The organism is Pseudomonas sp. IT-P395 (assembly GCF_949767675.1).
In the GTDB taxonomy this organism is placed as follows: domain Bacteria; phylum Pseudomonadota; class Gammaproteobacteria; order Pseudomonadales; family Pseudomonadaceae; genus Aquipseudomonas.
In genome coordinates, this window is sequence record NZ_CATKPW010000014.1 from 1 (window position 1) to 25,199 (window position 25,199).

At 60.4% G+C, this 25,199-nt stretch carries 24 protein-coding genes and 1 pseudogene; 11 read left to right on the plus strand and 14 right to left on the minus strand.

What is annotated here, in order from left to right; genetic code table 11:
- Positions 1-191: 191 nt before the first annotated feature.
- The 3 genes from ACM6IN_RS12995 to ACM6IN_RS13005 all read right to left on the minus strand — a co-directional run bounded on the left by ACM6IN_RS12995 (position 192) and on the right by ACM6IN_RS13005 (position 2,005).
- Positions 192-1,091 (minus strand): phasin family protein, encoded by a 900-nt coding sequence (locus ACM6IN_RS12995; protein ID WP_414916163.1) that lies wholly within the window; start codon positions 1,089-1,091, stop codon positions 192-194.
- A 10-nt stretch (positions 1,092-1,101) separates the two neighbouring features.
- Positions 1,102-1,524, minus strand: coding sequence for a phasin family protein (locus ACM6IN_RS13000; protein ID WP_095113427.1), 423 nt, complete (start codon positions 1,522-1,524; stop codon positions 1,102-1,104).
- Positions 1,525-1,729: 205 nt separating this feature from the next.
- Positions 1,730-2,005 carry a polyhydroxyalkanoic acid system family protein gene (locus ACM6IN_RS13005; RefSeq protein WP_007909364.1) on the minus strand — a complete coding sequence of 92 codons (276 nt, stop codon included), beginning with the start codon at positions 2,003-2,005 and terminating at the stop codon, positions 1,730-1,732.
- A gap of 166 nt (positions 2,006-2,171) precedes the next feature.
- Between ACM6IN_RS13005 and ubiE the strand changes: the two genes are divergently transcribed.
- The 11 genes and pseudogenes from ubiE to ACM6IN_RS13060 all read left to right on the plus strand — a co-directional run bounded on the left by ubiE (position 2,172) and on the right by ACM6IN_RS13060 (position 10,249).
- Positions 2,172-2,942 carry a bifunctional demethylmenaquinone methyltransferase/2-methoxy-6-polyprenyl-1,4-benzoquinol methylase UbiE gene (gene ubiE / locus ACM6IN_RS13010; RefSeq protein ID WP_008080626.1) on the plus strand — a complete coding sequence of 257 codons (771 nt, stop codon included), beginning with the start codon at positions 2,172-2,174 and terminating at the stop codon, positions 2,940-2,942.
- The gene (locus ACM6IN_RS13015) at positions 2,942-3,565 is read left to right on the plus strand and encodes an SCP2 domain-containing protein (protein WP_414916164.1); all 624 of its coding nucleotides are present in this window, start codon (positions 2,942-2,944) and stop codon (positions 3,563-3,565) included. The genes ubiE and ACM6IN_RS13015 overlap by 1 nt, the downstream gene beginning before the upstream one ends.
- Complete coding sequence (gene ubiB, locus ACM6IN_RS13020) at positions 3,562-5,166, plus strand: ubiquinone biosynthesis regulatory protein kinase UbiB (protein ID WP_007909358.1); 1,605 nt, start codon at positions 3,562-3,564, stop codon at positions 5,164-5,166. Before ACM6IN_RS13015 ends, ubiB begins: the two co-directional genes overlap by 4 nt.
- Before the next feature lie 81 nt (positions 5,167-5,247).
- On the plus strand, positions 5,248-5,649 hold the full coding sequence (gene hisI, locus ACM6IN_RS13025; protein ID WP_007909357.1) for a phosphoribosyl-AMP cyclohydrolase: 402 nt from the start codon (positions 5,248-5,250) through the stop codon (positions 5,647-5,649).
- Entirely contained in the window at positions 5,642-5,974 is a 333-nt protein-coding gene (locus ACM6IN_RS13030; protein WP_007909355.1) for a phosphoribosyl-ATP diphosphatase, read from the plus strand. Before hisI ends, ACM6IN_RS13030 begins: the two co-directional genes overlap by 8 nt.
- Before the next feature lie 25 nt (positions 5,975-5,999).
- Positions 6,000-6,281 carry a twin-arginine translocase TatA/TatE family subunit gene (locus tag ACM6IN_RS13035; RefSeq protein ID WP_003220847.1) on the plus strand — a complete coding sequence of 94 codons (282 nt, stop codon included), beginning with the start codon at positions 6,000-6,002 and terminating at the stop codon, positions 6,279-6,281.
- Positions 6,282-6,291: 10 nt separating this feature from the next.
- Entirely contained in the window at positions 6,292-6,750 is a 459-nt protein-coding gene (gene tatB, locus ACM6IN_RS13040) for a Sec-independent protein translocase protein TatB (protein WP_123375587.1), read from the plus strand.
- Complete coding sequence (tatC, locus tag ACM6IN_RS13045) at positions 6,747-7,538, plus strand: twin-arginine translocase subunit TatC (protein WP_007909342.1); 792 nt, start codon at positions 6,747-6,749, stop codon at positions 7,536-7,538. Before tatB ends, tatC begins: the two co-directional genes overlap by 4 nt.
- The gene (locus ACM6IN_RS13050; RefSeq protein ID WP_414916165.1) at positions 7,535-8,242 is read left to right on the plus strand and encodes a 16S rRNA (uracil(1498)-N(3))-methyltransferase; all 708 of its coding nucleotides are present in this window, start codon (positions 7,535-7,537) and stop codon (positions 8,240-8,242) included. Before tatC ends, ACM6IN_RS13050 begins: the two co-directional genes overlap by 4 nt.
- 207 nt (positions 8,243-8,449) lie before the next feature.
- A pseudogene (locus ACM6IN_RS13055) lies at positions 8,450-9,394 on the plus strand (methyl-accepting chemotaxis protein); the annotation flags it as partial.
- Positions 9,395-9,535: 141 nt separating this feature from the next.
- Complete coding sequence (locus ACM6IN_RS13060) at positions 9,536-10,249, plus strand: methyl-accepting chemotaxis protein (RefSeq protein ID WP_371850961.1); 714 nt, start codon at positions 9,536-9,538, stop codon at positions 10,247-10,249.
- Between the two features lie 155 nt (positions 10,250-10,404).
- On the opposite strand, the gene ACM6IN_RS13065 is transcribed toward ACM6IN_RS13060, so the two are convergent.
- The 11 genes from ACM6IN_RS13065 to hutH (ACM6IN_RS13115) form a co-directional block, all read right to left on the minus strand.
- On the minus strand, positions 10,405-11,139 hold the full coding sequence (locus ACM6IN_RS13065) for an amino acid ABC transporter ATP-binding protein (protein ID WP_007909337.1): 735 nt from the start codon (positions 11,137-11,139) through the stop codon (positions 10,405-10,407).
- The gene (locus ACM6IN_RS13070; protein ID WP_414916166.1) at positions 11,132-12,091 is read right to left on the minus strand and encodes an amino acid ABC transporter permease; all 960 of its coding nucleotides are present in this window, start codon (positions 12,089-12,091) and stop codon (positions 11,132-11,134) included. The genes ACM6IN_RS13065 and ACM6IN_RS13070 overlap by 8 nt, the downstream gene beginning before the upstream one ends.
- A 153-nt stretch (positions 12,092-12,244) precedes the next feature.
- Positions 12,245-13,042, minus strand: a complete 798-nt coding sequence (locus ACM6IN_RS13075; RefSeq protein WP_034152980.1) for a transporter substrate-binding domain-containing protein — start codon at positions 13,040-13,042, stop codon at positions 12,245-12,247.
- A 367-nt stretch (positions 13,043-13,409) separates the two neighbouring features.
- A complete protein-coding gene (mdoH, locus tag ACM6IN_RS13080; protein WP_095113983.1) occupies positions 13,410-15,980 on the minus strand; it encodes a glucans biosynthesis glucosyltransferase MdoH in 2,571 nt (856 codons plus the stop codon).
- Complete coding sequence (locus ACM6IN_RS13085; protein WP_007909332.1) at positions 15,973-17,784, minus strand: glucan biosynthesis protein G; 1,812 nt, start codon at positions 17,782-17,784, stop codon at positions 15,973-15,975. The genes mdoH and ACM6IN_RS13085 overlap by 8 nt, the downstream gene beginning before the upstream one ends.
- Positions 17,785-18,058: 274 nt before the next feature.
- A complete protein-coding gene (gene dtd, locus ACM6IN_RS13090; protein ID WP_007909321.1) occupies positions 18,059-18,496 on the minus strand; it encodes a D-aminoacyl-tRNA deacylase in 438 nt (145 codons plus the stop codon).
- Positions 18,493-19,464, minus strand: a complete 972-nt coding sequence (gene pip, locus ACM6IN_RS13095; RefSeq protein WP_008080611.1) for a prolyl aminopeptidase — start codon at positions 19,462-19,464, stop codon at positions 18,493-18,495. Before pip ends, dtd begins: the two co-directional genes overlap by 4 nt.
- A gap of 171 nt (positions 19,465-19,635) precedes the next feature.
- Positions 19,636-20,439 (minus strand): N-formylglutamate deformylase, encoded by an 804-nt coding sequence (gene hutG, locus ACM6IN_RS13100; RefSeq protein ID WP_414916167.1) that lies wholly within the window; start codon positions 20,437-20,439, stop codon positions 19,636-19,638.
- Between the two features lie 10 nt (positions 20,440-20,449).
- Positions 20,450-21,655, minus strand: coding sequence for an imidazolonepropionase (gene hutI, locus ACM6IN_RS13105; RefSeq protein ID WP_095113980.1), 1,206 nt, complete (start codon positions 21,653-21,655; stop codon positions 20,450-20,452).
- Positions 21,656-22,011: 356 nt separating this feature from the next.
- Positions 22,012-23,544, minus strand: a complete 1,533-nt coding sequence (gene hutH / locus ACM6IN_RS13110) for a histidine ammonia-lyase (RefSeq protein WP_414916168.1) — start codon at positions 23,542-23,544, stop codon at positions 22,012-22,014.
- A gap of 116 nt (positions 23,545-23,660) precedes the next feature.
- Positions 23,661-25,184, minus strand: coding sequence for a histidine ammonia-lyase (gene hutH, locus ACM6IN_RS13115; RefSeq protein WP_414895015.1), 1,524 nt, complete (start codon positions 25,182-25,184; stop codon positions 23,661-23,663).
- Positions 25,185-25,199 lie beyond the last annotated feature (15 nt).

Here is a 25,199-nt window from a genome sequence, read left to right on the forward strand (position 1 = left end):
GAAAAATCGAGTCGAGTATGGATTCAATACGACACTTTCAGGTCAGTGTAAGACTGAAGCATCCGCGTATCGGTCCCCTCTCCCTATGGGCGGTCCGACGTTTCGGGAGGGCTAGGGTGAGGGGCTGTTGGAATTCAGATACAAAAACGCCCGACCTTCACAGGCCGGGCGTTTTGTTTTGCCCTGAAGAATCAGGACTGACTGGTTGGCGTCGACGGCGTCGATGCAGCAGTCGGGGTGGCCGCCGGAGTCGGTGCTGCGGCGGAGTTCGACGCACTTACCGGAGCTGCCGGAGTGGCCGGTTTGGCTGTAGCAGGTGCGGCCGGTTTCGGCGCGGCGGCTTTCGCTGCGGCCGGTTTTTTCACGGCAGGCTTCTTCGCCGCAGCGGGTTTGGCCGCAGGCTTGGCAGCCGGTTTGGCGGCAGCGGTTTTCGCGGCTGGCTTGGCGGCTGGTTTCGCTGCCGTTTTGGCCGCAGGTTTTGCTGCCGGTTTGGCGGCGGCTTTGGCAGCAACCGGTTTGGCTGCAGCTTTAGCAGCTGGCTTGGCCGCTGCGGTTTTTGCTGCAGGCTTGGCCGCTGCTTTTGCCAGTGGCTTGGCAGCGGATTTTGCCGCTGGTTTGGCCGCCGCAGTTTTCGCTGCCGGTTTTGCCGCAGCGGTTTTCGCCGCCACAGGTTGAGCCTTCAGACCGGTGAGTTTTTCGATCTGTTTGGTCAGTGTGTCGACCTTGCTGTTAAGTGCCTTGACCTCATTGCGGCTCGGTACACCCAGGCGCGAAATCGCGCTGTTCAGGCGCTTGTCGAAAGCCCCTTCCAGCTCGTCCCACTTGCCCAGTGCGCGATCTTTCACGCCGCTGATGCGCGACTTGGCCGAAGAAGCAGAGTCCTTGGCGGCATCGACTTTTTTGCCGACTGCGGACTTGGTGAGCTTCTCGGCTTTCTCGCCGTCTTTGACCAATGTATCGAAGAGCTTGCTGCCGTCAGTGTCGATCTTCGAGTACACGCCTAAACCAGCCAGCCAGATTTTGCGGGAGTAGTCTTCGACTTTCCCGATCCACGAGCTGCCTTCTTTATCGGTGTTCTTTTTACCAGCCATCCCGTTCTCCTTAAGATTTACGCGCGACGCGTTCGAGCAATGCCGTCAGCTCATCGAGCTTAGCAGAGAGTGTCTCAACGTCATGTTTAGACGGAATGCCGATACGATTCAAGGCGCTTGCTACACGGGAGTCGAACGCCTTCTCGACCTTGTCGAGCTGAACTTCGACACGACCTTTGAAAGAACTCACTTCGCTCTTGGCTTCATCGATCTCGGCGTTGGCCGCTTCGAGTTTTTCGGTGACGGCTTTTTTGCCTTTCTTTTCAACAGTTTGACCAGCCTTGATCAACTCTTGAAAGTAGTCGCTGCCCTCTTGGCCGACCTTGGCGTAGGCACCCAGGCCTGCCAGCCAGATCTTGCGGGCATAGGATTTGACGTCGCTCAGAGCAGAAGTCGAAACGTCGATTTTTTTCTTCAAAATAACTTTGGCCATGGTGCACCTCACGCGCAGAAGGTTTGAGGAACTGCCCGGGAAAGTGTCGGGCTCAGGCACAAAGTAGGCAGAAAAATTAGAAACGGCACCCTAACAACTGACATGAATCGGTGGTGCCTGAATGAAAAGATCGCAGCCTTCGGCAGCTCCTACAGGGGAATGTGTACGTCTGTAGGAGCTGCCGAAGGCTGCGATCTTTTGATGTTCAAACCAAAGCTTTGTCGAGGGCTTTTTCGATTTCGGCTTTGATCATGCCGCTCATGGCCGACATCATCAGGCCCAGCTCAACGTCGACCTTGATCGAATCGTCCGCCACATGCACCGCGCCTTTCACGCCCGAGCGCTTGAGGTTCAGGGTGTCGCCGGACCATTGCGGCTCCAGGCCATATTGCTCGGAGAGTTTTTGCGCCAGCTTGTCGGCCTTCTCGCGGGCGGCTTCCTTACCCAGATTGTGGGCACGCTCAACAGTGATTTTGGCCATTGATTGACTCCTGTTTTTTGAATGGGGCGAAAAAGATGTGTCGGTAAATCTTGACCGCCGCTGCGGCAAATCGTCCCGAGGGTTGCCCATCTTACCTTTAGCCATTCCAAGACAAAGCATGGCTTGGGGATTAGAATGTCGCGCATTCTCTTTTGGTGACAGCGATATGACTGATCAGCGCAAAGGCAGCGATGCCGAACCCACCACTCACTTCGGCTTCAAAAACGTTCCGGAAAGCCAGAAAGCGGAAAAAGTCGCTGAGGTTTTCCACTCGGTAGCCGCCAAGTACGACCTGATGAACGACCTTCTGTCGGGCGGCATGCACCGTCTGTGGAAGCGTTTCGCGATCGAACTGTCGGGCGTGCGCAGCGGTAACCGCGTGCTGGACATCGCCGGCGGTACCGGTGACCTGACCAAAAAGTTCTCGCACCTGGTCGGCCCGACCGGTCAAGTGGTGTTGGCCGATATCAACGAATCGATGCTCAAGGTCGGTCGTGACCGCCTGCTCGATCTGGGTGTCGCCGGCAACGTCGAATTCGTTCAGGCGGACGCGGAAAAACTGCCGTTCCCGGACAATCATTTCGACTGTGTGACCATCGCCTTCGGCCTGCGCAACGTCACGCACAAAGAAGACGCCCTGCGCTCGATGCTGCGCGTACTCAAGCCGGGCGGTCGTCTGCTGGTGCTGGAGTTCTCCAAGCCGACCAATGCGCTGATGTCGAAAGCCTACGACGCCTATTCGTTCGCCTTCATGCCACTGATGGGCAAGCTGATCACCAACGACTCGGAAAGCTATCGCTACCTGGCCGAATCGATCCGCATGCACCCGAATCAGGAAACCCTGAAGTCGATGATGGTCGACGCCGGTTTCGACCGCGTGACCTATCACAACATGACCGCAGGCATCGTCGCCCTGCACCGCGGCATCAAGCCCTGATGTTGCTCACCGGGCTGCTCGCCAGCGTTGAACTCGGCCTCAACCGGGTGCTGCGTCTCGACAGCACGGCGCTGCCGCGGCTGGCGCATTTGACCGGCAAGGTGATTGCCGTCGACTGCCGCAGCCCGGCGCTGCAACTGTTCATTCTGCCGAGCGACGAAGGTTTGATGCTGGCCTCGCACTGGGAAACCGGTGTCGACTGCACCCTGCGCGCGCCGGCCTCCAGCCTGATCAAACTGGCCGTGAGCAAAGACAAGACCGCGGTGTTGCACGCCCCGGAAGTCGAGCTCGATGGCGACAGCGGCGTGCTGCTGGAGCTGGCCGGTGTCCTGCAAGACCTTGAGCTGGACTGGGAGTACGAACTCTCGCGCTGGCTCGGCCCGGTCACCACGCAACTGGTCGGTGGCCATCTGCGCAGCCGCGCGCGCTGGTATCAACAAGGATTTGCCAGCCTCAACCAGAACCTCGCCGAATACCTCGCCGAAGAATCGCGCACCCTCGTCGGGCAGCGCGAAGCCGAAGCGCGGTTCAGCGAACTGGACCGGATCAAACTTGATCTGGAACGTCTCGAGGCGCGTTTCGAGCGCCTTTCCCGATCCCTCGACCCAAGCGATAACGCATGAAGCTGCTCGCCGTCCGCCGTCTGTTGCGCATCCAGTCTGTCGTGATCCGCTACCGCCTCGATGACCTGCTGTTCGATCTGCCGCTGCCCTGGTTCCTCCTGGCGCTGCGCTATGTGCTGCCGTGGCGCTGGTTCCCGCGCAAGCCGCTGGACCTGAGCCGTGGCGCGCGTCTGCGTCTGGCGTTGCAGGATCTGGGGCCGATTTTCATCAAGTTCGGGCAGATTCTCTCGACCCGCCGCGACCTGCTGCCGGAAGACATCGCCGATGAGCTGATGCTGTTGCAGGACCGCGTGCCGCCGTTTGACTCGCAACTGTCGATCAAGCTGATCGAAGAACAACTGGGCAAGAAAATCAGCGACGTGTTCAGCCGTTTCGACGTCGAGCCGCTGGCCTCAGCCTCGGTTGCGCAGGTGCATGCCGCGCAGCTGAAAACCGGCGAAGAAGTCGTGGTCAAGGTGATCCGCCCGGGCCTGAAGCCGATCATCGCGCAGGATCTGGCGTGGCTGTTCATCCTCGCCCGCGCCGCCGAAAAACTCTCGGCCGACGCGCGTCTGCTGCACCCGGTCGACGTGGTCCAGGACTACGAAAAAACCATCTACGACGAACTCGACCTGCTGCGCGAGGCGGCCAACGCCAGCCAGTTGAAGCGCAACTTCGAAGGTTCGCCGCTGCTCTATGTACCGCAAGTGTATTGGGACTGGTGCCGGCCGAAAGTGCTGGTGATGGAGCGCATCTACGGCATTCAGGTCACCGATCTGGCGACCCTCGCCGATCAGCGCACCGACATGAAAATGCTCGCCGAACGCGGTGTGGAGATTTTCTTCACCCAAGTGTTCCGCGACAGTTTCTTCCACGCCGACATGCACCCGGGCAACATCTTCGTCAGCACCGTCAACCCGTGGAGCCCGCAGTACATCGCGATCGACTGCGGCATCGTCGGCAGCCTGACCCCGGAAGACCAGGACTATCTGGCGCGCAACCTGTTCGCCTTCTTCAAGCGTGACTACCGTCGTGTGGCGCAGTTGCACATCGATTCGGGCTGGGTGCCGGCGGAAACCAAACTCAACGAATTCGAAGCGGCGATCCGCACCGTGTGCGAACCGATCTTCGAAAAACCGTTAAAAGATATTTCATTTGGCCAGGTGCTCATGCGTCTGTTCCAGACCGCGCGGCGCTTCAACATGGAAGTGCAACCGCAACTGGTGCTGCTGCAAAAGACCCTGCTGAACATCGAAGGCCTCGGCCGTCAGTTGTATCCGGATCTGGATCTGTGGAACACCGCGCAGCCATTCCTCGAACGCTGGATGCGCGAGCGCGTCAGCCCCAAAGCCTTGCTGGGCAACGTGCAGAGCCAGTTCGAACAACTGCCGCATCTGGCCAACATGGCCCGCGACCTGCTCGAACGCATGTCGCAACCGCACGCCTACGATCCACCGCCGCCATGGCATAAACGCAAGGACGACTGGTTCCTGCGCTTGCTCGGTTGCGCGCATCTGGCAGGCGGGGTGATCCTCGCTATCGGTGGCCCGCTTAACGAGTTGGGGCATTGGCCTGCGGGAATCATGGTGGCAGTCGGCTTGTATCTGGTCGTTCGCCGATAGCCAGTTTCGTGATCGGCTGGCACACTGTTTCAATGCCTGAACCCGACTATTGAAGTGTGGGGTTCGCTGTCGGAGTCGAAGATGAAAAACTGGCTGGACGAGATCAAGTGGGACGCTGATGGCCTGGTGCCGGCGATTGCCCAGGATCACAAGACCGGACGCGTGCTGATGATGGCCTGGATGAACCGCGAAGCGCTGGAACTGACCGCCGCGGAAAACCGTGCAATCTACTGGTCACGTTCCCGTGGCAAGCTGTGGCGCAAGGGCGAGGAGTCAGGGCATGTGCAGACGCTGCATGAGATGCGTCTGGACTGTGACGCCGACGTGATCATCCTGATGGTTGAACAGATCGGCGACATCGCTTGCCATACCGGCCGTCAAAGCTGCTTTTACCGTGTCTTCGAGAACGGCGACTGGAAAACCGTCGACCCGGTCCTGAAAGACCCGCACGCTATCTATTCCGCAGGACACAAACATGAGTGACACCCTGACCCGCCTGGCCGAAGTGCTCGAAGAGCGCAAAGGCGCAGCCGCCGACAGCTCCTATGTGGCCAGTCTGTATCACAAGGGTTTGAACAAGATTCTGGAGAAAGTCGGCGAAGAGTCGGTCGAAACCATTATTGCCGCCAAGGACGCCGCGATCAGTGGCGACTGCAGCGACGTGATCTACGAGACCGCCGACCTGTGGTTCCACAGCATGGTCATGCTCGCCCAACTGGGGCAGCATCCGCAGGCCGTGCTGGATGAACTGGACCGTCGCTTCGGCCTGTCCGGACACGTCGAGAAAGCCTCGCGTCCGTCCGCCTGAACAACTTTTAGAGAGGAACAGCAACATGGGCATTTTTGACTGGAAACACTGGATCGTCATTCTGGTTGTCGTGGTGCTGGTGTTCGGCACCAAGAAACTGAAAAACCTCGGCACCGACGTTGGCGAGTCGATCAAGGGCTTCCGCAAAGCCATGAACGACGATGAAAAACCGGCTGCCGATCCAACCGTGACGCCTGCGCAGCCGGTACCACCGGTGCAGCCGCAAGCCACCGCTCAGGCCAACCCGCCGCACACCATCGATGTGCAGGCGCAGAAAGTCGAAGAGCCGATCCGCAAAGACGTGTGAGCACTGACTAATGTTTGGTATCAGCTTCTCTGAACTGCTGCTCGTCGGCCTGGTCGCCCTGCTGGTGCTGGGCCCCGAGCGTCTGCCGGGCGCTGCACGCACCGCCGGCCTGTGGGTCGGTCGGCTGAAGCGCAGCTTCAACGCGATCAAACAGGAAGTTGAACGTGAAATCGGTGCCGACGAGATTCGTCGGCAACTGCACAACGAGCACATTCTGTCGCTGGAGCAGGAGGCGCGGAAGATTTTCTCGCCGGTTCAGCAGGAGCCGACGCCGGTTGAGCATGTGGGTCAGCAGACGATTCATGCGCCGACTGCACCCGTCGCGCCTGCTCCGACACCTGCACCTGCTGCCGTTGTAGCGCCGACAGAACCAGCGCCTGCACAAACCTCGGTTGAACACGTAGCCCCAACCGCCGCGCCGATTACACCCGCGCCTCACGACCCAACATTGCCGCCGCGAGCCCCATGAGCGATCTCCCCGAAAACGACCAGCACATGCCGCTGGTTTCGCACCTCACCGAGTTGCGCACCCGCCTGCTGCGTTGTGTGGCGGCGATCTTCATCATCTTCGCCGGGCTGTTTGCGTTCACCCAGCAGATCTACACCTTCGTCTCGACGCCGCTGCGCCAATACCTGCCGGTCGGCGCGACGATGATCGCCACCGATGTGTCGTCGCCGTTCCTGACGCCGCTGAAGCTGACGATGATGGTCTCGCTGTTTCTCGCGATCCCGGTAATCCTGCATCAGATCTGGGGCTTTATCGCGCCGGGCCTGTACAAGCATGAAAAGCGCATCGCGGTGCCGCTGCTGGTTTCCAGCATCTTGCTGTTCTATACCGGCATGGCGTTCGCCTATTACTTCGTGTTCCCGCTGATCTTCAAATTCTTCGCTGCGGCCACCCCGGCCGGCGTGGAAATGATGACCGACATCGCCAGTTACCTCGATTTCGTCATGACGCTGTTCTTCGCCTTCGGCGTGGCGTTCGAGATTCCGGTGGCCGTGGTGCTGCTGGTGTGGATCGGCGTGGTCGACGTGGCCTACCTGAAGAAGATCCGCCCGTACGTGATCATCGGCTGCTTCGTGGTCGGCATGATCCTGACGCCGCCGGACATCTTCTCGCAAACCCTGCTGGCCGTGCCGATGTGGATGCTGTTCGAAATCGGCATCCTGTTCGGTGGTTTGATCAGCAAGCGCGAACGTCCGGACGAGAACCCGGCCGACGACCACAACGACCAGCCGCCAGCGACCCAGGCATGAACCTGCTGTTGCTCGAAGAGGCCGATTTCATTGCGGCCGACCGTGTGGTCCTGCGTGATCGCCGCCTGACCCATATGCAGGAAGTTCACCGTTCGGAAGTCGGTGACAGCCTGCGCGTCGGCCGCATCAACGGACTGATGGGTTCGGCTGAGTTGCTGCGACTGGAAGCGGGTGAAGTCGAGCTGCGCGTCACTCTCGATCAGCCGCCACCGGCCAAACTGCCGCTGACTCTCGTGCTGGCGCTGCCGCGGCCGAAAATGCTCCGCCGAGTGTTTCAGACCGTGGCGACCATGGGCGTGTCCAAGGTGATTCTGGTCAACAGCTATCGGGTCGAAAAAAGCTTCTGGCAGACACCGTTTCTTGAGCCTGAGGCGATTCGCGAAAATTTGATCCTCGGCCTCGAACAGGCCCGCGATACCGTGCTGCCGGAAATCATCATCGAGAAGCGCTTCAAGCCATTCGTTGAAGACCGGCTGCCGGCGATTACCGAAGGCACCCTCGGGCTGGTCGGCCATCCCGGCAACTACCCACCGTGCCCGCGCGCGCTCAGCGAACCAGTGACGCTTGCCATCGGCCCTGAAGGCGGCTGGATCCCCTACGAAATCGATCTGCTGGCCAAGTCCGGCCTGCAACCGGTGCAACTCGGCGAGCGCATCCTGCGCGTCGAAACCGCCGTCACCGCCCTCCTCGCCCGGCTCTTCTGATTCTTCGCACCAGATAAATGGCGTTACAGATTGCCATCATCCGGCCGATACCCTCTCCATAAGTCCAATTAGTGGTCGGGGAGTCGTCGCATGTACCGTTGGTTAGCCGAGAATCTTGGAAACGTCAGCGTCAAACGCAAGCTGGGAATCGGTTTCGGCCTGGTGCTGTTGCTGACACTGTTGATCACCTTCACCGGCTGGACCGGCATGAGCGGCATCATCAGCCGTGGTGACAAACTCGGCTTTATCTCCAGCCTCAACGAGCTGACCAAGGACCTGCGTCTCGCGCGTCTGGACTACGAAGCACGTCGTGGCGAACAAGGTCCGGGGGCGGTCACCGATCTGCTGAACAAACTCGACAGCGGCCTGCAAACCGCTCGCAGCCTGATTGAACAGCCGGCCGATGCGGCGATGGTCGATCAACAGCTGGCCGCCGTCGCCGAGTACAAACGTGCCTTTGCCGACATGACCCAAGCCACCGTGCAGCGCGAAGATGCCCGCAGCAAGCTTGGCGCGAGTGCCGACAACGCCGTGGCGAAAGTCGCGGAAGTGGAAAAATCCATGCTGGCGGGTGATAGCGTCGCGCAATTCAACAGCGTGATCGATCTGAGCAAACTGCTGCAGCAAGCACGCTACCAAGTGCGCGGCTACACCTACAGCGGTAAGGCCGAAGCCGAGCAACCGGCGCTCGATGCCATCGACAACGCCCTGAAAAACCTCGACAGCCTGCCGGCCAAATTGCCGGAACAGCACATTGCCAACCTGCAACAGGCCACTGATTCGATCAAAGCCTATCGTGCCGCGGTTGCACAGTTCCGCGACTCCCAGGTCAACAACGCCAAGGCCGCCGCACGCATGTCGACTCAGGGCGACATCCTCATCGACGTCAGCAAGAAGCTCACTGAATCGCAAACCGTAGTGCGCGACACCGATGCCGCGCACGCCAAAAACATGCTGATCATCGCCACCCTGCTGGCCGTAGCGTTCGGCTTGCTGGCCGCCTGGGCGATCACTCGCCAGATCATCATCCCGCTGAACCAGACTCTGAAAGTCGCCGAGCGCGTCGCTGCCGGTGACCTCACCCACAATCTGGTGTCCCTGCGCCGCGATGAACTGGGCCAACTGCAACGCTCGATGCAGAGCATGACCCAAGGCCTGCGTGAACTGGTGGGCGGCATCAGCGATGGCGTCACTCAGATTGCCAGCGCTGCCGAAGAACTCTCAGCGGTGACCGAGCAAACCAGCGCCGGGGTCAATAATCAGAAAATCGAGACCGATCAGGTCGCCACCGCCATGAATGAAATGGCCGCCACCGTGCAGGAAGTCGCGCGTAACGCCGAGGAAGCCTCCGAAGCCGCCGTGGCTGCTGACCAGCAGGCCCGCGAAGGGGACAAGGTCGTCGGCGAAGCGATCGCGCAGATCGAGCGTCTGGCGGTTGAGGTTGGTCATTCCACCGAAGCCATGGGCGAACTCAAGCGCGAAAGCGACAAGATCGGCAGCGTCCTCGACGTGATCAAGTCGGTGGCGCAGCAAACCAACCTGCTGGCCCTCAACGCGGCCATCGAGGCGGCGCGTGCCGGTGAAGCCGGGCGTGGGTTTGCCGTGGTGGCCGATGAAGTGCGCAGCCTCGCGCAGCGCACGCAGAAGTCCACCGAGGAAATCGAAGAGCTGATCGTCGGCCTGCAGAACGGCACCCAACAAGTGGCAACGATCATGGACAACAGCCGTACCCTGACCGACAGCAGCGTTGAGCTGACCCGTCGCGCGGGCGGGTCGCTGGAAAGCATCACCCGCACGGTTTCGGCGATTCAGGCGATGAACCAGCAGATTGCGGCAGCGGCCGAGCAGCAGAGCGCGGTGGCGGAAGAGATCAACCGTAGCGTGCTGAATGTGCGGGATGTGTCGGATCAGACGTCGGCGGCGAGTGAAGAGACCGCGGCGTCCAGCGTTGAGCTGGCGCGCCTGGGTACTCACTTGCAGATGCTGGTGGGGCGCTTCAAGGTTTGAGGTGATTCATCCAGCTCGGTTCGCTCTGAACCGAGGTGATGCTATCGCTGGCAAGCCAGCTCCCACAGTGAATGGGTTGAACACAAACTTTGTGATCGACTACAAACCCTGTGGGAGCTGGCTTGCCAGCGATGGCGGCCGAGAGAACGCCGCAGTTACAGAACCTGACGCAGGAAGGCCTGCGCACGCGGATCCTTCGGTGTATCAAAGAATTCGGCAGGCGCGGCATCTTCCAACAGCTTGCCGTGATCGAAGAACAACACCCGATCCGCCACTTCCCGGGCAAAACCCATTTCGTGGGTCACGCAGACCATGGTCATGCCTTCCACGGCCAGGTTTTTCATCACGTCCAGCACCTCACCGACCATTTCCGGGTCAAGCGCCGAAGTCGGCTCGTCAAACAACATCACCTTCGGTTCCATCGCCAGCGCCCGGGCAATCGCCACGCGCTGTTGCTGACCGCCGGACAGGCGTGACGGAAACTCGTTGGCCTTCTGTGCAATCCCGACCTTTTTCAGCAACTCCATAGCCTTGGCTTCGCGCTCTTTCTTGCCGCGCTTGCGCACGACTTTCTGCGCCAGACAGAGGTTTTCCAGCACGGTCATGTGCGGGAACAGGTTGAAATGCTGGAAGACCATGCCGACTTCGCGGCGGTAGGCGTTGACGTCGGTTTTCGGGTCGGCCAGTTGCAGGCCGTCGATGCTTACCGAACCGGAATCGAACTCTTCCAGGCCATTGAGGCAACGCAGGAAGGTCGACTTGCCGGAACCCGACGGGCCGATCACTACCAGCACTTCGCCCTTGGCGACTGTGGTGCTGACGTTATCCACCGCGCGCACCACCTGGCCACGGGTGTCGAAGACTTTTACCAGATCGCGGACTTCAATCACTTTGCGCGAGCCTCCGCTCAAGCCGGCTGGCGATTTTCGACAGCGGCAGGTTGATCAACAGGTACAGACCGGCGACGCAGAACAGAATCTCGAACGGCGAGAACGAGGTGGTGATGACTTCACGGCCGCTTTTCAGCAGCTCGGTGATGGCAATCACCGACACCAGCGAGGTGTCCTTGACCAGACTGATGAACTGCCCGGCCAGCGGCGGCAGCACGCGTTTGAATGCTTGCGGCAGCACCACGTGACGCATCGATTGACCGGCACTCAGACCGAGCGAACGCGCCGCTTCGTTCTGGCCACGGGCAATCGATTGCACGCCGGAACGGATGATCTCGGCCACGTAGGCGCCAGTGAACAGCGACAGCGCGGCGATCCCGGCGAATTCGCGGGACAGGTTCATCACCGTGCCGATGAAGAAATAGAAAATGAAAATCTGCACCAGCAGCGGCGTACCGCGCACCAGTTCGACGTAAATGGTCGAGAGGTCGCGCAGGGTCGGGTTGCTCGACAGACGGCAGAGGCCGGTGACCAGACCGATCAGCAAACCGAGAATGCCGGAGACCACCGACAGCCAAAGTGTCGTCCACAACCCCCACAGCAGCGGTCCTGCCGCCCAATGCCGGGTCACGCCCACGACGTCGCCTTCGGCCACATCGTCGCCCTGAGCGAATTGCAGGCTGTTCTCGTCGACGGTCAGGTGCTGCTTGTCACCGGCGTCATTGCGCAGGGTGACTTGCGCGCTGCTGCCCTTGCGCACGAGTTCGGTGACGGTGGAAATGTCAGTGGCACGCTGGGTTTCTTCGGCCTGATAGGCGAAGTACTGCGGCACGCGGTTCCAGCGCCATTCGTAGGACATCAGCGACGTCGCGTAATACAACGCGCCCGCCAGGCCGACCAGCACCAGCACGGTGAGTACGTGCCAGGGCCATTGGGCTTTTTTCTGTTTCATTGCAGGTTCTCGGATGATCGTTCCCACGCTCTGCGTGGGAATGCCGCTCGGGACGCTCTGCGTCCCTGCCTGTTCGTGACGCGGAGCGTCACAGGATGCGTTCCCACGCGGACGGTTCGACGCCTCGACGTGGAAACGATCAGCGGATGCGCGTTATTCCATGTCCTTGAGCCACTCGGTGCTCTTGAACCACTTGTCATGGATGCGATCGTAGGTGCCGTCTTCGTGGATCTGGTGCAGGAAGTTGTTGATGAAGTTGAGACTGTCGTAGTCACCCTTCTTCAGACCGAAGGCCAAAGGCTCGTAGGTGAACGGCTTGTCGAGGAACACCAGTTTGCCGGCACCAACCTTGGTCACCGCGACGACGTTGTACGGCGCGTCATAGATGAAGGCATCAGCCTTGCCGTTGACCACGTCGAGCACCGCTTCCTGCTCATTGTCGTAGCCGTGGTACTTGGCCTTGGAGATGAGCTTCTTGGCGACCATTTCGCCGGTGGTGCCGAGCTTGGAGGTGATGCGGTAGTCGGCGGTGTTCAGGTCTTTGTACGACTTGATAGTGCCTTCCAGCTCCTTGCGGATCAGCAGGGTCTGGCCGACCACGATGAACGGTTCGCTGAAATTCAGGCGCAGGTTGCGCTCCTGAGTCAAGGTCATGCCGCTGCCGATCATGTCGAACTTGTCGGTCATCAGCGCCGGGATGATGCCGTCGTAACCGGTCGAAACCAGCTCCAGTTTGACGCCCATGGCCTTGGACATGGCTTTGAGGATGTCGACTTCGAAACCGATGATTTCGCCGCGCTTGTTAGTCATTTCGAACGGCATGTAGGTCGGATCCATACCGACTTTCAACGTGCCGCGCTTGACCGCGTCATCGATTGCGCCGGCCTGCGCCGCATTGACTGCAACCAGTGCCGTGACGCCGACCAGCAGCATCGACAGATACTTCTTCATCTTCAAGTCCCCAAAACCATTGCGTGTGCGGCGCGAAAACCAACAGAGACAGGCAAAAAAGCCCGGGTGCGCCAATTCGGGGACGGATGCTAACGCACTCGTTTTTTTGCACAAGGTTTAATGGACGATTTGTTTAACAATCAAGAGCTACCCCCTCACCCCAACCCTCTCCCCCAAGGGGGCGAGGGGGCGAGGGGGAAAGGGAGCAGATCGGGGAATATTCAACACTTGAGTTCGACTCGATATCTCAGGTCGGTGTAACTCGAACATCCAACTCGGTCGGTCCCCTCTCCCTCGGGGAGAGGGCTAGGGTGAGGGGCTTTTCGGCGCCATAAAAAAACCCCGCTGAATCAGCGGGGTTTTCTCATCAGGCCGGTTGCGCCTGCATACTCACCGGTCGCAGCGGCAGCAACGGCGCATGGGGATCGGCTTTCACCGAAGCCCGCCATGCATCCAGCCACTCAGCGTGACCTTCGGCCCAGACCTGCTCATGCAAACGCGCCAAGGCAACAGGGTCGCTCAGCAGTTGCAAGCGATCATGATTATTCAGCCCGGCCGGGCCAACCTTGATCGCGTGACGCACACGCTCCTGACGCAGCCATTCGATCGGCTCGGCCTGACCGTGACGCGAGGTCGCCAGCGAACACGCCAAAGCGTTCTGCTGCGGATCGACCACCGCGCGGACAAAGCCGTCGTTGAGGGCGTGGTAACGGTTTTCGTGGGTGTACTGGTCGGTCGCCAGCAGCGCCTGTGGCGGATTGTATTCCTCAGGAATGAGGAACAGGCTCTCGTCACGGGACTTCAGGCCCAGACCAACGCGGCTGGAAATCACCGACACCGGGATCGACAGCATCAGCGAACCGACGATCGGCACCAGCCACCAGAGGAAGCTCGGGTTCAGCCAGATCACCAGCAGCGCCCAGCAGAAGCCCAGCAGGGTCTGCGGACCGTGGCGTTTGACCGCCTCGCTCCATGGCGTCGAGTCGTCGTCACGCTGCGGCGAGTTCCAGGTCGCGGCCCAGCCGAGGAACGCGGCGAGGACGAAACGCGTGTGGAAAATCATCCGCACTGGCGCCAGCAGCATGGAGAACAGCATCTCCAGCAGCATCGACAGGGTCACCTTGAACTTGCCGCCGAACTCTTTCGCGCCCTTGGCCCAGATCAGGATGATGCTCAACAGTTTCGGCAGGAACAGCAGCACGATGGTCGTCGAGAACAGCGCGATCGCCTTGTCCGGGTGCCATTGTGGCCACAGCGGATAGAGCTGGCGCGGCTCGAGGAAGTACTGCGGCTCCATCAGCGTGTTCACCGCCAGCAGCGCGGTTGACAGCACCAGGAAGAAGAACCACAACGGCGCCGACAGGTACGACATCACGCCGGTGAGGAACACCGCGCGGTGCACCGGGTGCATGCCTTTGACCAGGAACAAACGGAAGTTCATCAGGTTGCCGTGGCACCAGCGACGGTCACGCTTGAGTTCGTCGAGCAGGTTCGGCGGCAGTTCTTCGTAGCTGCCCGGCAAGTCGTAGGCAATCCACACGCCCCAACCGGCACGGCGCATCAACGCGGCTTCAACGAAGTCGTGGGACAGAATCGCACCCGAGAACGCGCCTTTACCCGGCAACGGCGCCAAGGCGCAGTGGTCGATAAACGGCTTCATGCGGATGATCGCGTTGTGACCCCAGTAGTGGGATTCACCCAACTGCCAGAAGTGCAGACCGGCGGTAAACAGCGGGCCGTACACGCGGGTCGCAAACTGCTGCATACGCGCATAGAGAGTGTCCATGCCCGACGCACGCGGCGCGGTCTGGATGATCCCGGCGTCCGGCGTGGCTTCCATCAAGCGCACCAGACTGGTCAGGCACTCACCGCTCATCACCGAGTCGGCGTCGAGCACGACCATGTACTTGTAGTCACCGCCCCAACGACGGCAGAAGTCGTCGAGGTTGCCGCTCTTGCGCTTCACACGACGGCGACGGCGACGGTAGAAGATCTTGCCGAAACCTTTGGCTTCGCGGCAGACATCCAGCCAGGCCTGTTGTTCGGCGACGCAGATGTCTGTGTCATTACTGTCGCTGAGCACGAAGAAGTCAAAGCGGTCCAGATCACCAGTGGCAGCAACCGATTCGAACGTTGCTCGCAAACCGGCGAATACACGCGGCACGTCTTCGTTGCAGATCGGCATCACCAGCGCGGTACGCGCGTCTTTGGCAATCGGCTCGTTGCCGGCGCTTTTGCCGGAGATACGGTATTTATCGTGACCGGTGAGCAACTCGAGGAAGCCCATCAGCGCCGTCCAGAAACCAGCCGACACCCAGCAGAACAGGATCCCGAACAGAATCAGAATGCTGGTTTGCAGCGCATACGGCAGCACTTGCGTGGCGGTTTGCAGCAGCGGTTGATGCAGGACTTCTTCCAGATCGACGAACGACCAGCCCTGGTACGGCATGATGCCTTTCATGTACCAGCCGGCGACGATGGTCTGACCGAGCATCAGCAGCAACAGAATGTAGCGGCGGATCGAGCCGACGGTGCGCCAGCGCGCGGCCGGCAAGACGTTTTCGTCCTTCGGCGGCTGCGGCGGGTTGGTACGACCGGTCATACGGCGCCAGCCACGCACCAGAATATTGGTGCGCCACGGCTCCGGCACGACCTTGGTCCGACGGATCGGCGGCGTCGCCTTCATGCTGACGCGACCGCTGGCGTCGAGCACCAGCATCTCCGCGTCTTCAAGTTCTTCGGCGGTGCTCAGGGTCAGGCGCTTGCCCACCGAAGCCTGGGCGGCCTCGGCAGGAGCGTCGAACGTTGAAGACGACAGGCGTTCATGCAGCTCGCTGAACGACTGGCAGCCCGCGAGTTCCGCGCGCTGCTCGTCGGTCATCGGCAGATGCGCCAGATACTCGGACAGAGTCTCTGGCTGTACTTGAGAGTTACTCATCGGCAGGCAACTGATAGCTCCAGGTCTCGGTCAGGACTTCTTCAGTCGGTGCCGATTCCGGTGTGGCTGGGGCCGCGTCCGCAGCCGCTGGCTGCTTGGCGTCTTTGTTGGCCTTGTCCTTGGCATCTGCAGCTGGCTTGGCGTCGGCCTGTTTGGCCTCGGCGGCCTTGGCTTCCTTGTCGAGTTTCTCTTGTTGCTTGGCGGCAACCTTGTCGGCCTTGGCAACGGACGAGTTGGACGCCGGCACCGATTTCGCCAGATCAGCAGTCACGACTGGCTGAACCAGGGCGGCACGCATCTCGGTCGACTTGCTCGCGTCCTTGATCTTCATGCGCAGGGTCAAGCGCCAGCCTTTGGTTTCCGGGTTGTAGCGCACGCTGTTTTCAACCAGCTCGGCGTTGTCACCAACACTGACCTGACTGCGCACGTCGGCATCCGGGGTCAGCGCGGCCAGCGATGGACCTTCGAAGTCGACCAAGTAGGCAACGCTGCCATCCGGCTGACGGATCAGGTTCGATTGCTTGACGTCACCGGTCGAACGCAGAGTCTGCGAAACCCAGGCGCTGTCCGGCGCATGAATCGCCGCTTCGTCCATGGTCCAGTGCATGCGGTAGGCGAATTCCAGCGGCTGACCCGGCTCCGGCATTTTTTCCGGGCTCCAGAACGCAACGATGTTGTCGTTGGTTTCGTCGGCGGTCGGAATTTCTACCAGATCAACGGTGCCCTTGCCCCACTCGCCCTTCGGCTCGATCCAGGCGCTTGGGCGCTTGTCGTAGCGGTCGTCGAGGTCTTCGTAGTGGCTGAAGTCGCGGCCACGTTGCAGCAGACCGAAACCACGCGGGTTCTCGATGCTGAAGTTGCTCACGGCCAGGTGTTTCGGGTTGTTCAGTGGACGCCAGATCCACTCGCCGTTACCGGCATGGATCGACAGACCGCTGGAGTCGTGCAGTTCACGACGGTAGTTGAGGACTTTCGACGGCTGGTTGGCGCCGAACAGGAACATGCTGGTCAGTGGCGCGATGCCCAGTTTGCCGACCTTGTCACGCAGGAACATCTGCGCTTTGACGTCGACAATGGTGTCGCTGCCCGGACGCAGGATCAGACGGTAGGCACCGGTGGCACGCGGCGAATCCAGCAGGGCGAAGATCACCAGATGCTTGTCGCCCGGCTTCGGCTGTTGAATCCAGAACTCGCGGAAACGCGGGAATTCCTCACCCGACGGCAGCGCGGTATCAATCGCCAGACCACGCGCCGAGAGGCCGTAGGTGTGGCCCTTGCCGACAACGCGGAAGTAACTCGCGCCGAGCATGGTCATGATTTCGTCTTGCTTGTCGGCCTTGTTGATCGGGTACAGCACACGGAAACCGGCATAACCCAGTTGTTCGGTGGCTTTCGGATCGAATTTCAGGTCGCCGAAATCGAAGCGCGTCGGATCGTATTTGATCTCTTCGACGGTGTTCGCTGTGATTTCGTTGATTTTCACCGGTGTATCGAAGTGCATACCCTGGTGATAGAAGGACAGTTTGAACGGGGTTTTCTGATCAGCCCACTCAGCCTTTTCGGTGAGGAAGCGGATTTTCTGATAGTCCGCGAACTTCATGTCGCGGAATTCGTTCGGCAGATTGCTGCGCGGGGCTTCGAACTTCTGCCCGGCCAGTTCTTTCGCCTTCGCCGATACATCGTCAAGATTGAACGCCCAAAGCTGGCCGGCGCTGAGCAGGCACAGGAGCGCCGAACCCGCTACCAGGGCACTTCGCATGCGTTTGGCAGACATTTTTGCTGCATTACAGGGACTAACAATCACGAGCAACCCTCGCCGAAAACAGATCAAAAAACCAACGGCCAGCTATCTATATGCCAGGTTGGCGAGCATTGTTCCGACTCCGCTGGGGCAAAATGATTCCCCAATCGGATCCGGACAAGTCTCTACCTAAGTGAAAATGGATCAGCGAACGCTGATCCCAGTGCGCGCGATTATCTAGTAGCCCGCATGACAACGCATCAGGGGTAACAAAGTATTTATCGCGAAAACACCCTAAAAACGGTCGAAATTTCCCAAAAAGGTGTTTCAAGCGCTTTCAGGTCTGTAACAAAAAGGTAACCGGGCCATCGTTGACCAAATGCACCTGCATATCGGCGCCGAATCTACCTGATGCCACAGTGCCATGCACCTGTTTCGCACTGCTTAATAGATAGTCGAACAATTCCTCGCCCAACGCCGGTGGCGCGGCTGTCGAAAAGCTCGGGCGCAACCCGCTTTTGGTGTCGGCCGCAAGGGTGAACTGCGAGACCAGCAGCAACCCGCCACCGACATCGGCGAGGGACAAGTTCATCTTGCCCTCCGCATCACTGAATACCCGATAGTTAAGCAGCTTATGCAGAAGTTTGTCGGCGCTGGTACGCGTGTCGTCGGGTTCGACCGCCACCAGCACCAGCAAACCGTGATCGACCGCCCCGACTACCTCACCCGCGACTTCAACCCGCGCACCGCGTACCCGCTGTAGAAGCCCCTTCATGCTTCTTCGGGCGGCAGGTCGAGCAGGCGCCGAGCCATATTGCCCGCGGCGCGCACCAGTGCATCGGTGATGCCCGGTTCGGATGCGGCGTGGCCGGCATCACGGATCACCTGCAGTTCGCTGTTCGGCCAGGCTTGATGCAGTTCCCAGGCGTTGTCGAGCGGGCAGATCACGTCATAGCGACCGTGAATGATCACGCCGGGCAGATGGGCGATCTTGCCCATGTCGCGAATCAGCTGGTTCGGCTCAAGGAAGGCGTTGTTGGTGAAGTAATGGCATTCGATCCGCGCAATCGACAGCGCGCGCTGCGGCTCGGAGAAGCGATCGACCACCAGCGGGTTCGGCCGCAGGGTCGCGGTGCGCCCTTCCCACGTCGACCAAGCCTTGGCCGCGTGCATCTGGGCGATCTGGTCGTTGCCGGTCAGGCGCTTGTGGAATGCGCTAAGCAGATCGTCGCGCTCGTCCAGCGGGATTGGCGCAATGTAATCCTGCCAATAATCGGGGAACAGACGACTGGCACCGGCCTGATAGAACCACTCGATTTCCTGCGGACGGCAGAGAAAGATCCCACGCAGGATCAGACCGTGAACACGCTCAGGGTGGGTTTGCGCATAGGCCAGCGCCAGGGTCGAACCCCACGAGCCGCCGAACAGCACCCATTTGTCGATGCCCAGGTGTTTGCGGATGCGCTCAAGGTCGGCAACCAGATCCCAGGTGGTGTTGTTTTCCAGGCTGGCGTGCGGCGTGGAACGCCCGCAACCGCGCTGGTCGAAGGTTACAATGCGATACAGGTTCGGATCGAAATAGCGACGGCTCTGCGCGTCGCAACCGGCGCCGGGGCCGCCATGAATGAACACAACCGGCAAACCCTCCGGTGAACCGCTTTCGTCGACGTACAGCGTATGGGTGTCATCGACAGCCAGATCGTGCCGGGCGTGAGGTTTGATCTGCGGAAACAAAGTCTGCATTGCGCGCTCCGTAAGGGGTCGAGGTCATCCCTGGGGGGACTTCTATTATTCTGCCGTTGGGCATCATAAACCCGATTTACGTCAATGAGCATGCTCCGGGGCCTGATCGTTCCCACGCTCTGCGTGGGAACGATCAAGATCGCAGCTTTCGGCAGCTCCTACAGGGGTGAGTCAGCCGCGGTAGTGTTTTTCGCCCCAGGCCAGATAGCCTTGCAGCAATTCCTTTAGTGCCACCCGCGTTGGCTCGGCGAGGTCAGGGCGATAGCGGAACGGTTCGAACTCTTCCATGTAGGTGCTCTGGCACAACTCCAGTTGCACCGCGTGGATGTTCTCGGCCGGGTTGCCGTAATGACGGGTGATGTGGCCGCCCTTGAAGCGTCCGTTCAGAACATGACTGTAGTTGCTATGACCAGCGCAGATCGCTTCCAGTTGCGCGGCCAATTGCGGATCACAACTGGCGCCATTGAAGGTGCCGAGGTTGAAGTCCGGTAGTTTGCCGTCGAACAGGTGCGGGATGATTGAGCGGATCGAGTGCGCGTCGAACAGCAGCGCGTAACCGAATTCGGCCTTCAGCCGTGCCAGCTCTTCCTGAAGCGTACGGTGATACGGCGTCCAGATCTGCTCCAGATAAGTCGCGCGTTCTTCTTTCGACGGCTCGTGGCCTTCGCGGAACAACGGAATGCCGTCGAACAGCGTCGCCGGGTAGAGCCCGGTGGTAGCGCCCGCATACAACGGTTTGTCGTCGGACGGCCGGTTCAAATCGATGACGAATCGCGAGTACTCGGCAGCCAACGTACTGGCGCCGAGTTGTTCAGCAAAATCGTAAAGCTGCGGGATATGCCAGTCAGTGTCCGGCAGGCTTTTCGCATCGGCGATCAACCCGGCTTCCACCGCTGGGGTCAGGCGCACACCGGCGTGAGGCATGCTGATCAGCAGCGGCACGCGTCCTTGTTTGAAGTTCAGAACCTTATCCACAACCGCCCTCCTACAGATTTGATTCGACGCCGTGACGCACGACGCGTTTGTCCAGATCACCGCCGAGCCAATAGGCCAGATCCGCCGGACGATCAATGTGCCAGGCAACAAAATCCGCGACCTTGCCGACTTCCAGCGAACCGTGGGTGTCGGCCATGCCCAGCGCTTGCGCGGCATGAATCGTCGCACCGGCCAGGGCTTCCTCCGGAGTCATGCGGAAGCAGGTGCAGGCCATGTTCAGCATCAGCCGCAACGATAGCGCGGGCGAAGTGCCGGGGTTGAGGTCGCTGGCGATGGCGATTTTCACCTTGTGCTTGCGCAGGGCGTCCATTGGCGGCAATTGGGTTTCACGCAGGAAGTAGAACGCGCCCGGCAGCAGCACCGCGACGGTGTCGGACTCGGCCATGGCGATGGCGTCGGCTTCGTCCATGAATTCCAGGTGATCGGCGGACAACGCCTTGTAACGCGCGGCGAGGCTGGAGCCATGCAGCGACGACAATTGTTCGGCGTGCAGTTTCACCGGCAGACCGAGTTTTTGCGCGGCGATGAACACGCGCTCGACTTGCTCTGGCGAGAACGCCAGGTATTCGCAGAACGCATCCACGGCATCGACCAGTCCTTCGGCAGCCAGAGCGGGCAGCATCTCGCTGCAGATCAGATCGATGTAGTCGTCGGCACGATCTTTGTATTCCGGTGGCAACGCGTGGGCGGCCAGGCAGGTGCTGCGTACGCTGATCGGCAGCTCTTTTTCCAGGCGACGGATGACACGAAGGATTTTGCGTTCGTTGACCAGATCGAGGCCGTAACCGGACTTCATTTCAACCGTGGTCACGCCGTCACGCATAAGGCTTTTCAGGCGCTTGGCGGCGCTGGCGAACAGCTCGTCTTCAGTGGCCTCGCGAGTCGCGCGCACGGTGCTGGCGATGCCTCCGCCGGAGGCTGCGATCTCGGCGTAGCTGACGCCTTGCAGGCGCTTTTCGAATTCGCCGCTGCGGTTGCCGCCGAACACCGTGTGGGTGTGGCAGTCGATCAGGCCGGGCGTGACCCACGCGCCTTGCAGGTCATTGACCGCCGGGTATTCGCCGGATGGCAGTTGATTACGCGGGCCGATCCACTCGATGAGCGCACCGGACGTCACGATGGCCGCATCCTCGATGATCGAGTAGACGCCCTGCGCCATGGTTGCGACGTGGCAGTGTTGCCAGAGGGTTTTCACTGTTGGCCTCCGTTGTGTTTGGTTTGGTGGGTAGCCTCTGAAAAGCCCCTCACCCTAGCCCTCTCCCGGAGGGAGAGGGGACTGACCGGGTTGTTCTGTCGAAGTACACCGACCTGAAAGTCTTGAGCCGAACTCAGGTTCTGAAAACCATGAAGATCGGCTCCCTGCTCTTGCCAGGAAGAAGCAGGACTGACCGGGTTGCTCTGTCGAGGTACATCGACCTGGAAATCTTGAGCCGAACTCAGGCTTTGAAAACCACGAAGATCGGCTCCCTTCCCCCTCTCCCCCCTTGGGGGAGAGGGCTGGGGTGAGGGGGATCGATGTCAGTAACAACAAAGCTCTCCCTGAAAAAACACTTACAAACTAGGCAAAAGTTTCGCCGGAATCAGCTCGGTCAGGCACCGCGAAGCCAACAATTCAGTCGCCGCATTGATATCCGGCGCAAAGAACCGATCTTTCTCATAGAACGGCACTTCCTTACGCAGAATCGCCCGGGCCTGCTCCAGCTTCGCCGAGGTCTTCAGACCGTTACGCAGGTCCAGTCCTTGCACCGCCGCGAGCCATTCCACCGCGAGAATCCCGCGGGTGTTTTCAGCCATTTCCCACAGCCGCTTGCCAGCCGCCGGGGCCATCGATACGTGGTCTTCCTGGTTAGCCGAGGTCGGCAGACTGTCCACCGAATGCGGATGCGACAAGGCCTTGTTCTCGCTGGCCAGCGCCGCTGCTGTCACCTGAGCGATCATGAAACCGGAATTCACGCCGCCATTGGCGACGAGGAACGGCGGCAGCTGCGACATGTGCTTGTCCATCATCAGCGAGATGCGGCGTTCGCTCAGCGAGCCGATTTCGGCGATAGCCAGGGCCATGTTGTCAGAGGCCATGGCCACCGGTTCGGCGTGGAAGTTACCACCGGAAATCACATCGCCTTCAGCGGCGAAGACCAGCGGGTTATCCGATACGGCGTTGGCTTCGACCGCCAGTACTTCAGCGGCCTGACGGAACTGCGTCAGACAGGCGCCCATGACTTGTGGCTGGCAGCGCAGCGAGTACGGATCCTGCACCTTCTCGCAGTTCTGGTGCGAGTCGGAGACTTCGCTGCGATCGCCGAGCAGATCACGGTACGCAGCGGCAGCATCGATCTGACCTTTCTGGCCACGAGCCGCATGGATACGCACGTCGAACGGCGAACGCGAACCCAATACCGCTTCAACCGTCAAACCACCCAGCGCCAGCGCGCCCGCGAACAAATCTTCACCTTCAAACAGACCACGCAGCGCGAACGCCGTGGAAACCTGAGTACCGTTAAGCAGCGCCAGACCTTCTTTCGCCGCCAGCGTCAGCGGCGTCAGGCCAGCCACTTTCAGCGCTTCGGTGGCTTCCATCCACTCGCCCCTGTAGCGCGCCTTGCCCTCGCCCAGCAGCACTAGAGACATGTGCGCCAACGGTGCCAGATCGCCCGAAGCGCCCACCGAACCTTTCAGCGGAATATGCGGATAAACCTCGGCATTGATCAGCGCGATCAGCGCATCGATCACCACGCGGCGAATACCGGAGAAACCACGGCTGAGGCTGTTGACCTTAAGCACCATGATCAGTCGCACCAGCTCATCACTGATCGGCTGGCCAACACCGGCGGCATGGGACAGCACCAGCGAACGCTGGAGGTTTTCCAGGTCCTCGCTGGCGATGCGCGTCGAGGCCAGCAGGCCGAAACCGGTGTTGATGCCGTAGGCGGTGCGGTTCTCGGCGAGGATCTGCTCGACGCAAGCGACGCTGGCTTCGATCTGCGCCGAGGCGCTGTTGTCGAGCGTCAGCTTGACCGGGTTCTGGTAGACGTCACGCAGTTGGGCCAGGCTCAGTTGGCCGGGAATCAGGTTCAGCGCAGTCATTTTGTGCTCCTTTTGAGAGTTTGTTATTAACTCGCCAGACGCTCCGGAGATGTCCGTTGTCCGTCGCGTCTCGCCTTTTGGGGAGTCGCGCCTTGGCACGCTGGCGTGGGTATTTTTCAGTGCAAATTCGGTAAAACGTTGCCCAGCACATTCGGGGCTTTCAACACGCTCGCGGCGGCGGCGATATCCGGCGCCAGCCAGCGATCCTGATCGTAGGCCGGGACCGTTTCGCGCAGCAGTCGCCACGCGCGGTCAGTGCCCGCGCCGAAGCGCTGTTCCTTGAGAAATTCAAAGGCCTGCGCCGCCAGCAGATATTCGATGGCGAGAATCTGCGTGCAGTTTTCCAGCGCACGATGCAGCTTGAGCGCAGCGTTGGTGCCCATGCTCAAATGGTCTTCCTGCAGGCCCGAAGTGATGTAGTTGTCGAGCACCGCCGGTTGCGCCAATTGGCGGTTTTCCGCACACAGTGACGCAGCGACGTACTGGACGATCATCATCCCGGAGTTCACCCCCGGATTGGCCACCAGAAATGCCGGCAGACCGCTGACGTGCGGATTCACCAGACGATCCAGACGACGTTCGGCAATCGAGCCGATTTCGGCCATGGCAATCGCCAGCAAATCCGCCGCCATAGCTACCGATTGGCCGTGCGGGTTGGCTTGCGACATCACCCGGAAGTTGTCCGGCGTGCCTAGCAACAATGGGTTATCAGTGCAGCCGTTGAGTTCGGCCTCGACCTGCTTGATTGCATGATCGAGCTGATCGCGCGCGGCGCCGTGAACTTGCGGGATCGAACGGATGCTCAGCGCATCCTGAGTGCGAATGCCTTTGCTCGACGCAATCACTTCGCTGCCATCGAGCAAGGCGCGCAGATTGACGCCAACCTGCTGCATGCCCGGATGCGGTTTCAGCGCGATGATTTCAGCGTCGAACGCATCGATCTGGCCGCGCTGGGCTTCAAAACTCATCGCGCCGATGACGTCGGCCCATTGCACCAGACGCGTCGCGTCGGCAATCGCCAGACAGCTGAGGCCGGTCATGCACGGCGTGCCGTTGACCAGGCACAAACCGTCTTTTGCGCCGAGCTGAACCGGTTGTAACCCCTCTTCGGCCAGCGCTTGTTGCGCCGAAATGATCTGCCCGCGATAGCTGACATTGCCGACGCCGAGCAACGCGATGCCGATGTGCGCCATATGCGTCAGGTAGCCCACCGAACCTTGCGACGGCACTTGCGGGGTGATGCCGCGATTGAGCAGCGCCAGCAGGGCTTCGACGACCCGGCGATGCAGACCGGATTTTCCGTGGCTGTAGTTGTGAATGGCGGCGCAGATGATCGCGCGAGTCTGTTCGTCGGCAAGCACCGGGCCGACGCCACAGGCGTGGCTGAGCAAGGTGTTGCGCGAGAGCTGGCTGAGTTGTTCGTCCTGCAGCGAGACGTTGGACAAACCGCCCAGGCCGGTATTGACGCCATAGGCGCGCTCGCCGCTGGCGACGATGCGCTGGACGATGCCTTGGGCGTTTTCGATGCGCGCCCAGGTGTCGCTGGACAGCTCCAGAAGCGCGCCATGACGGGCAACGGCGACCAAGTCCTGCCAGCGCAGAGGGGCGCCGGTGATAACGATTTTTTCAGCCTGAGACATCTAAAACCTCAACCG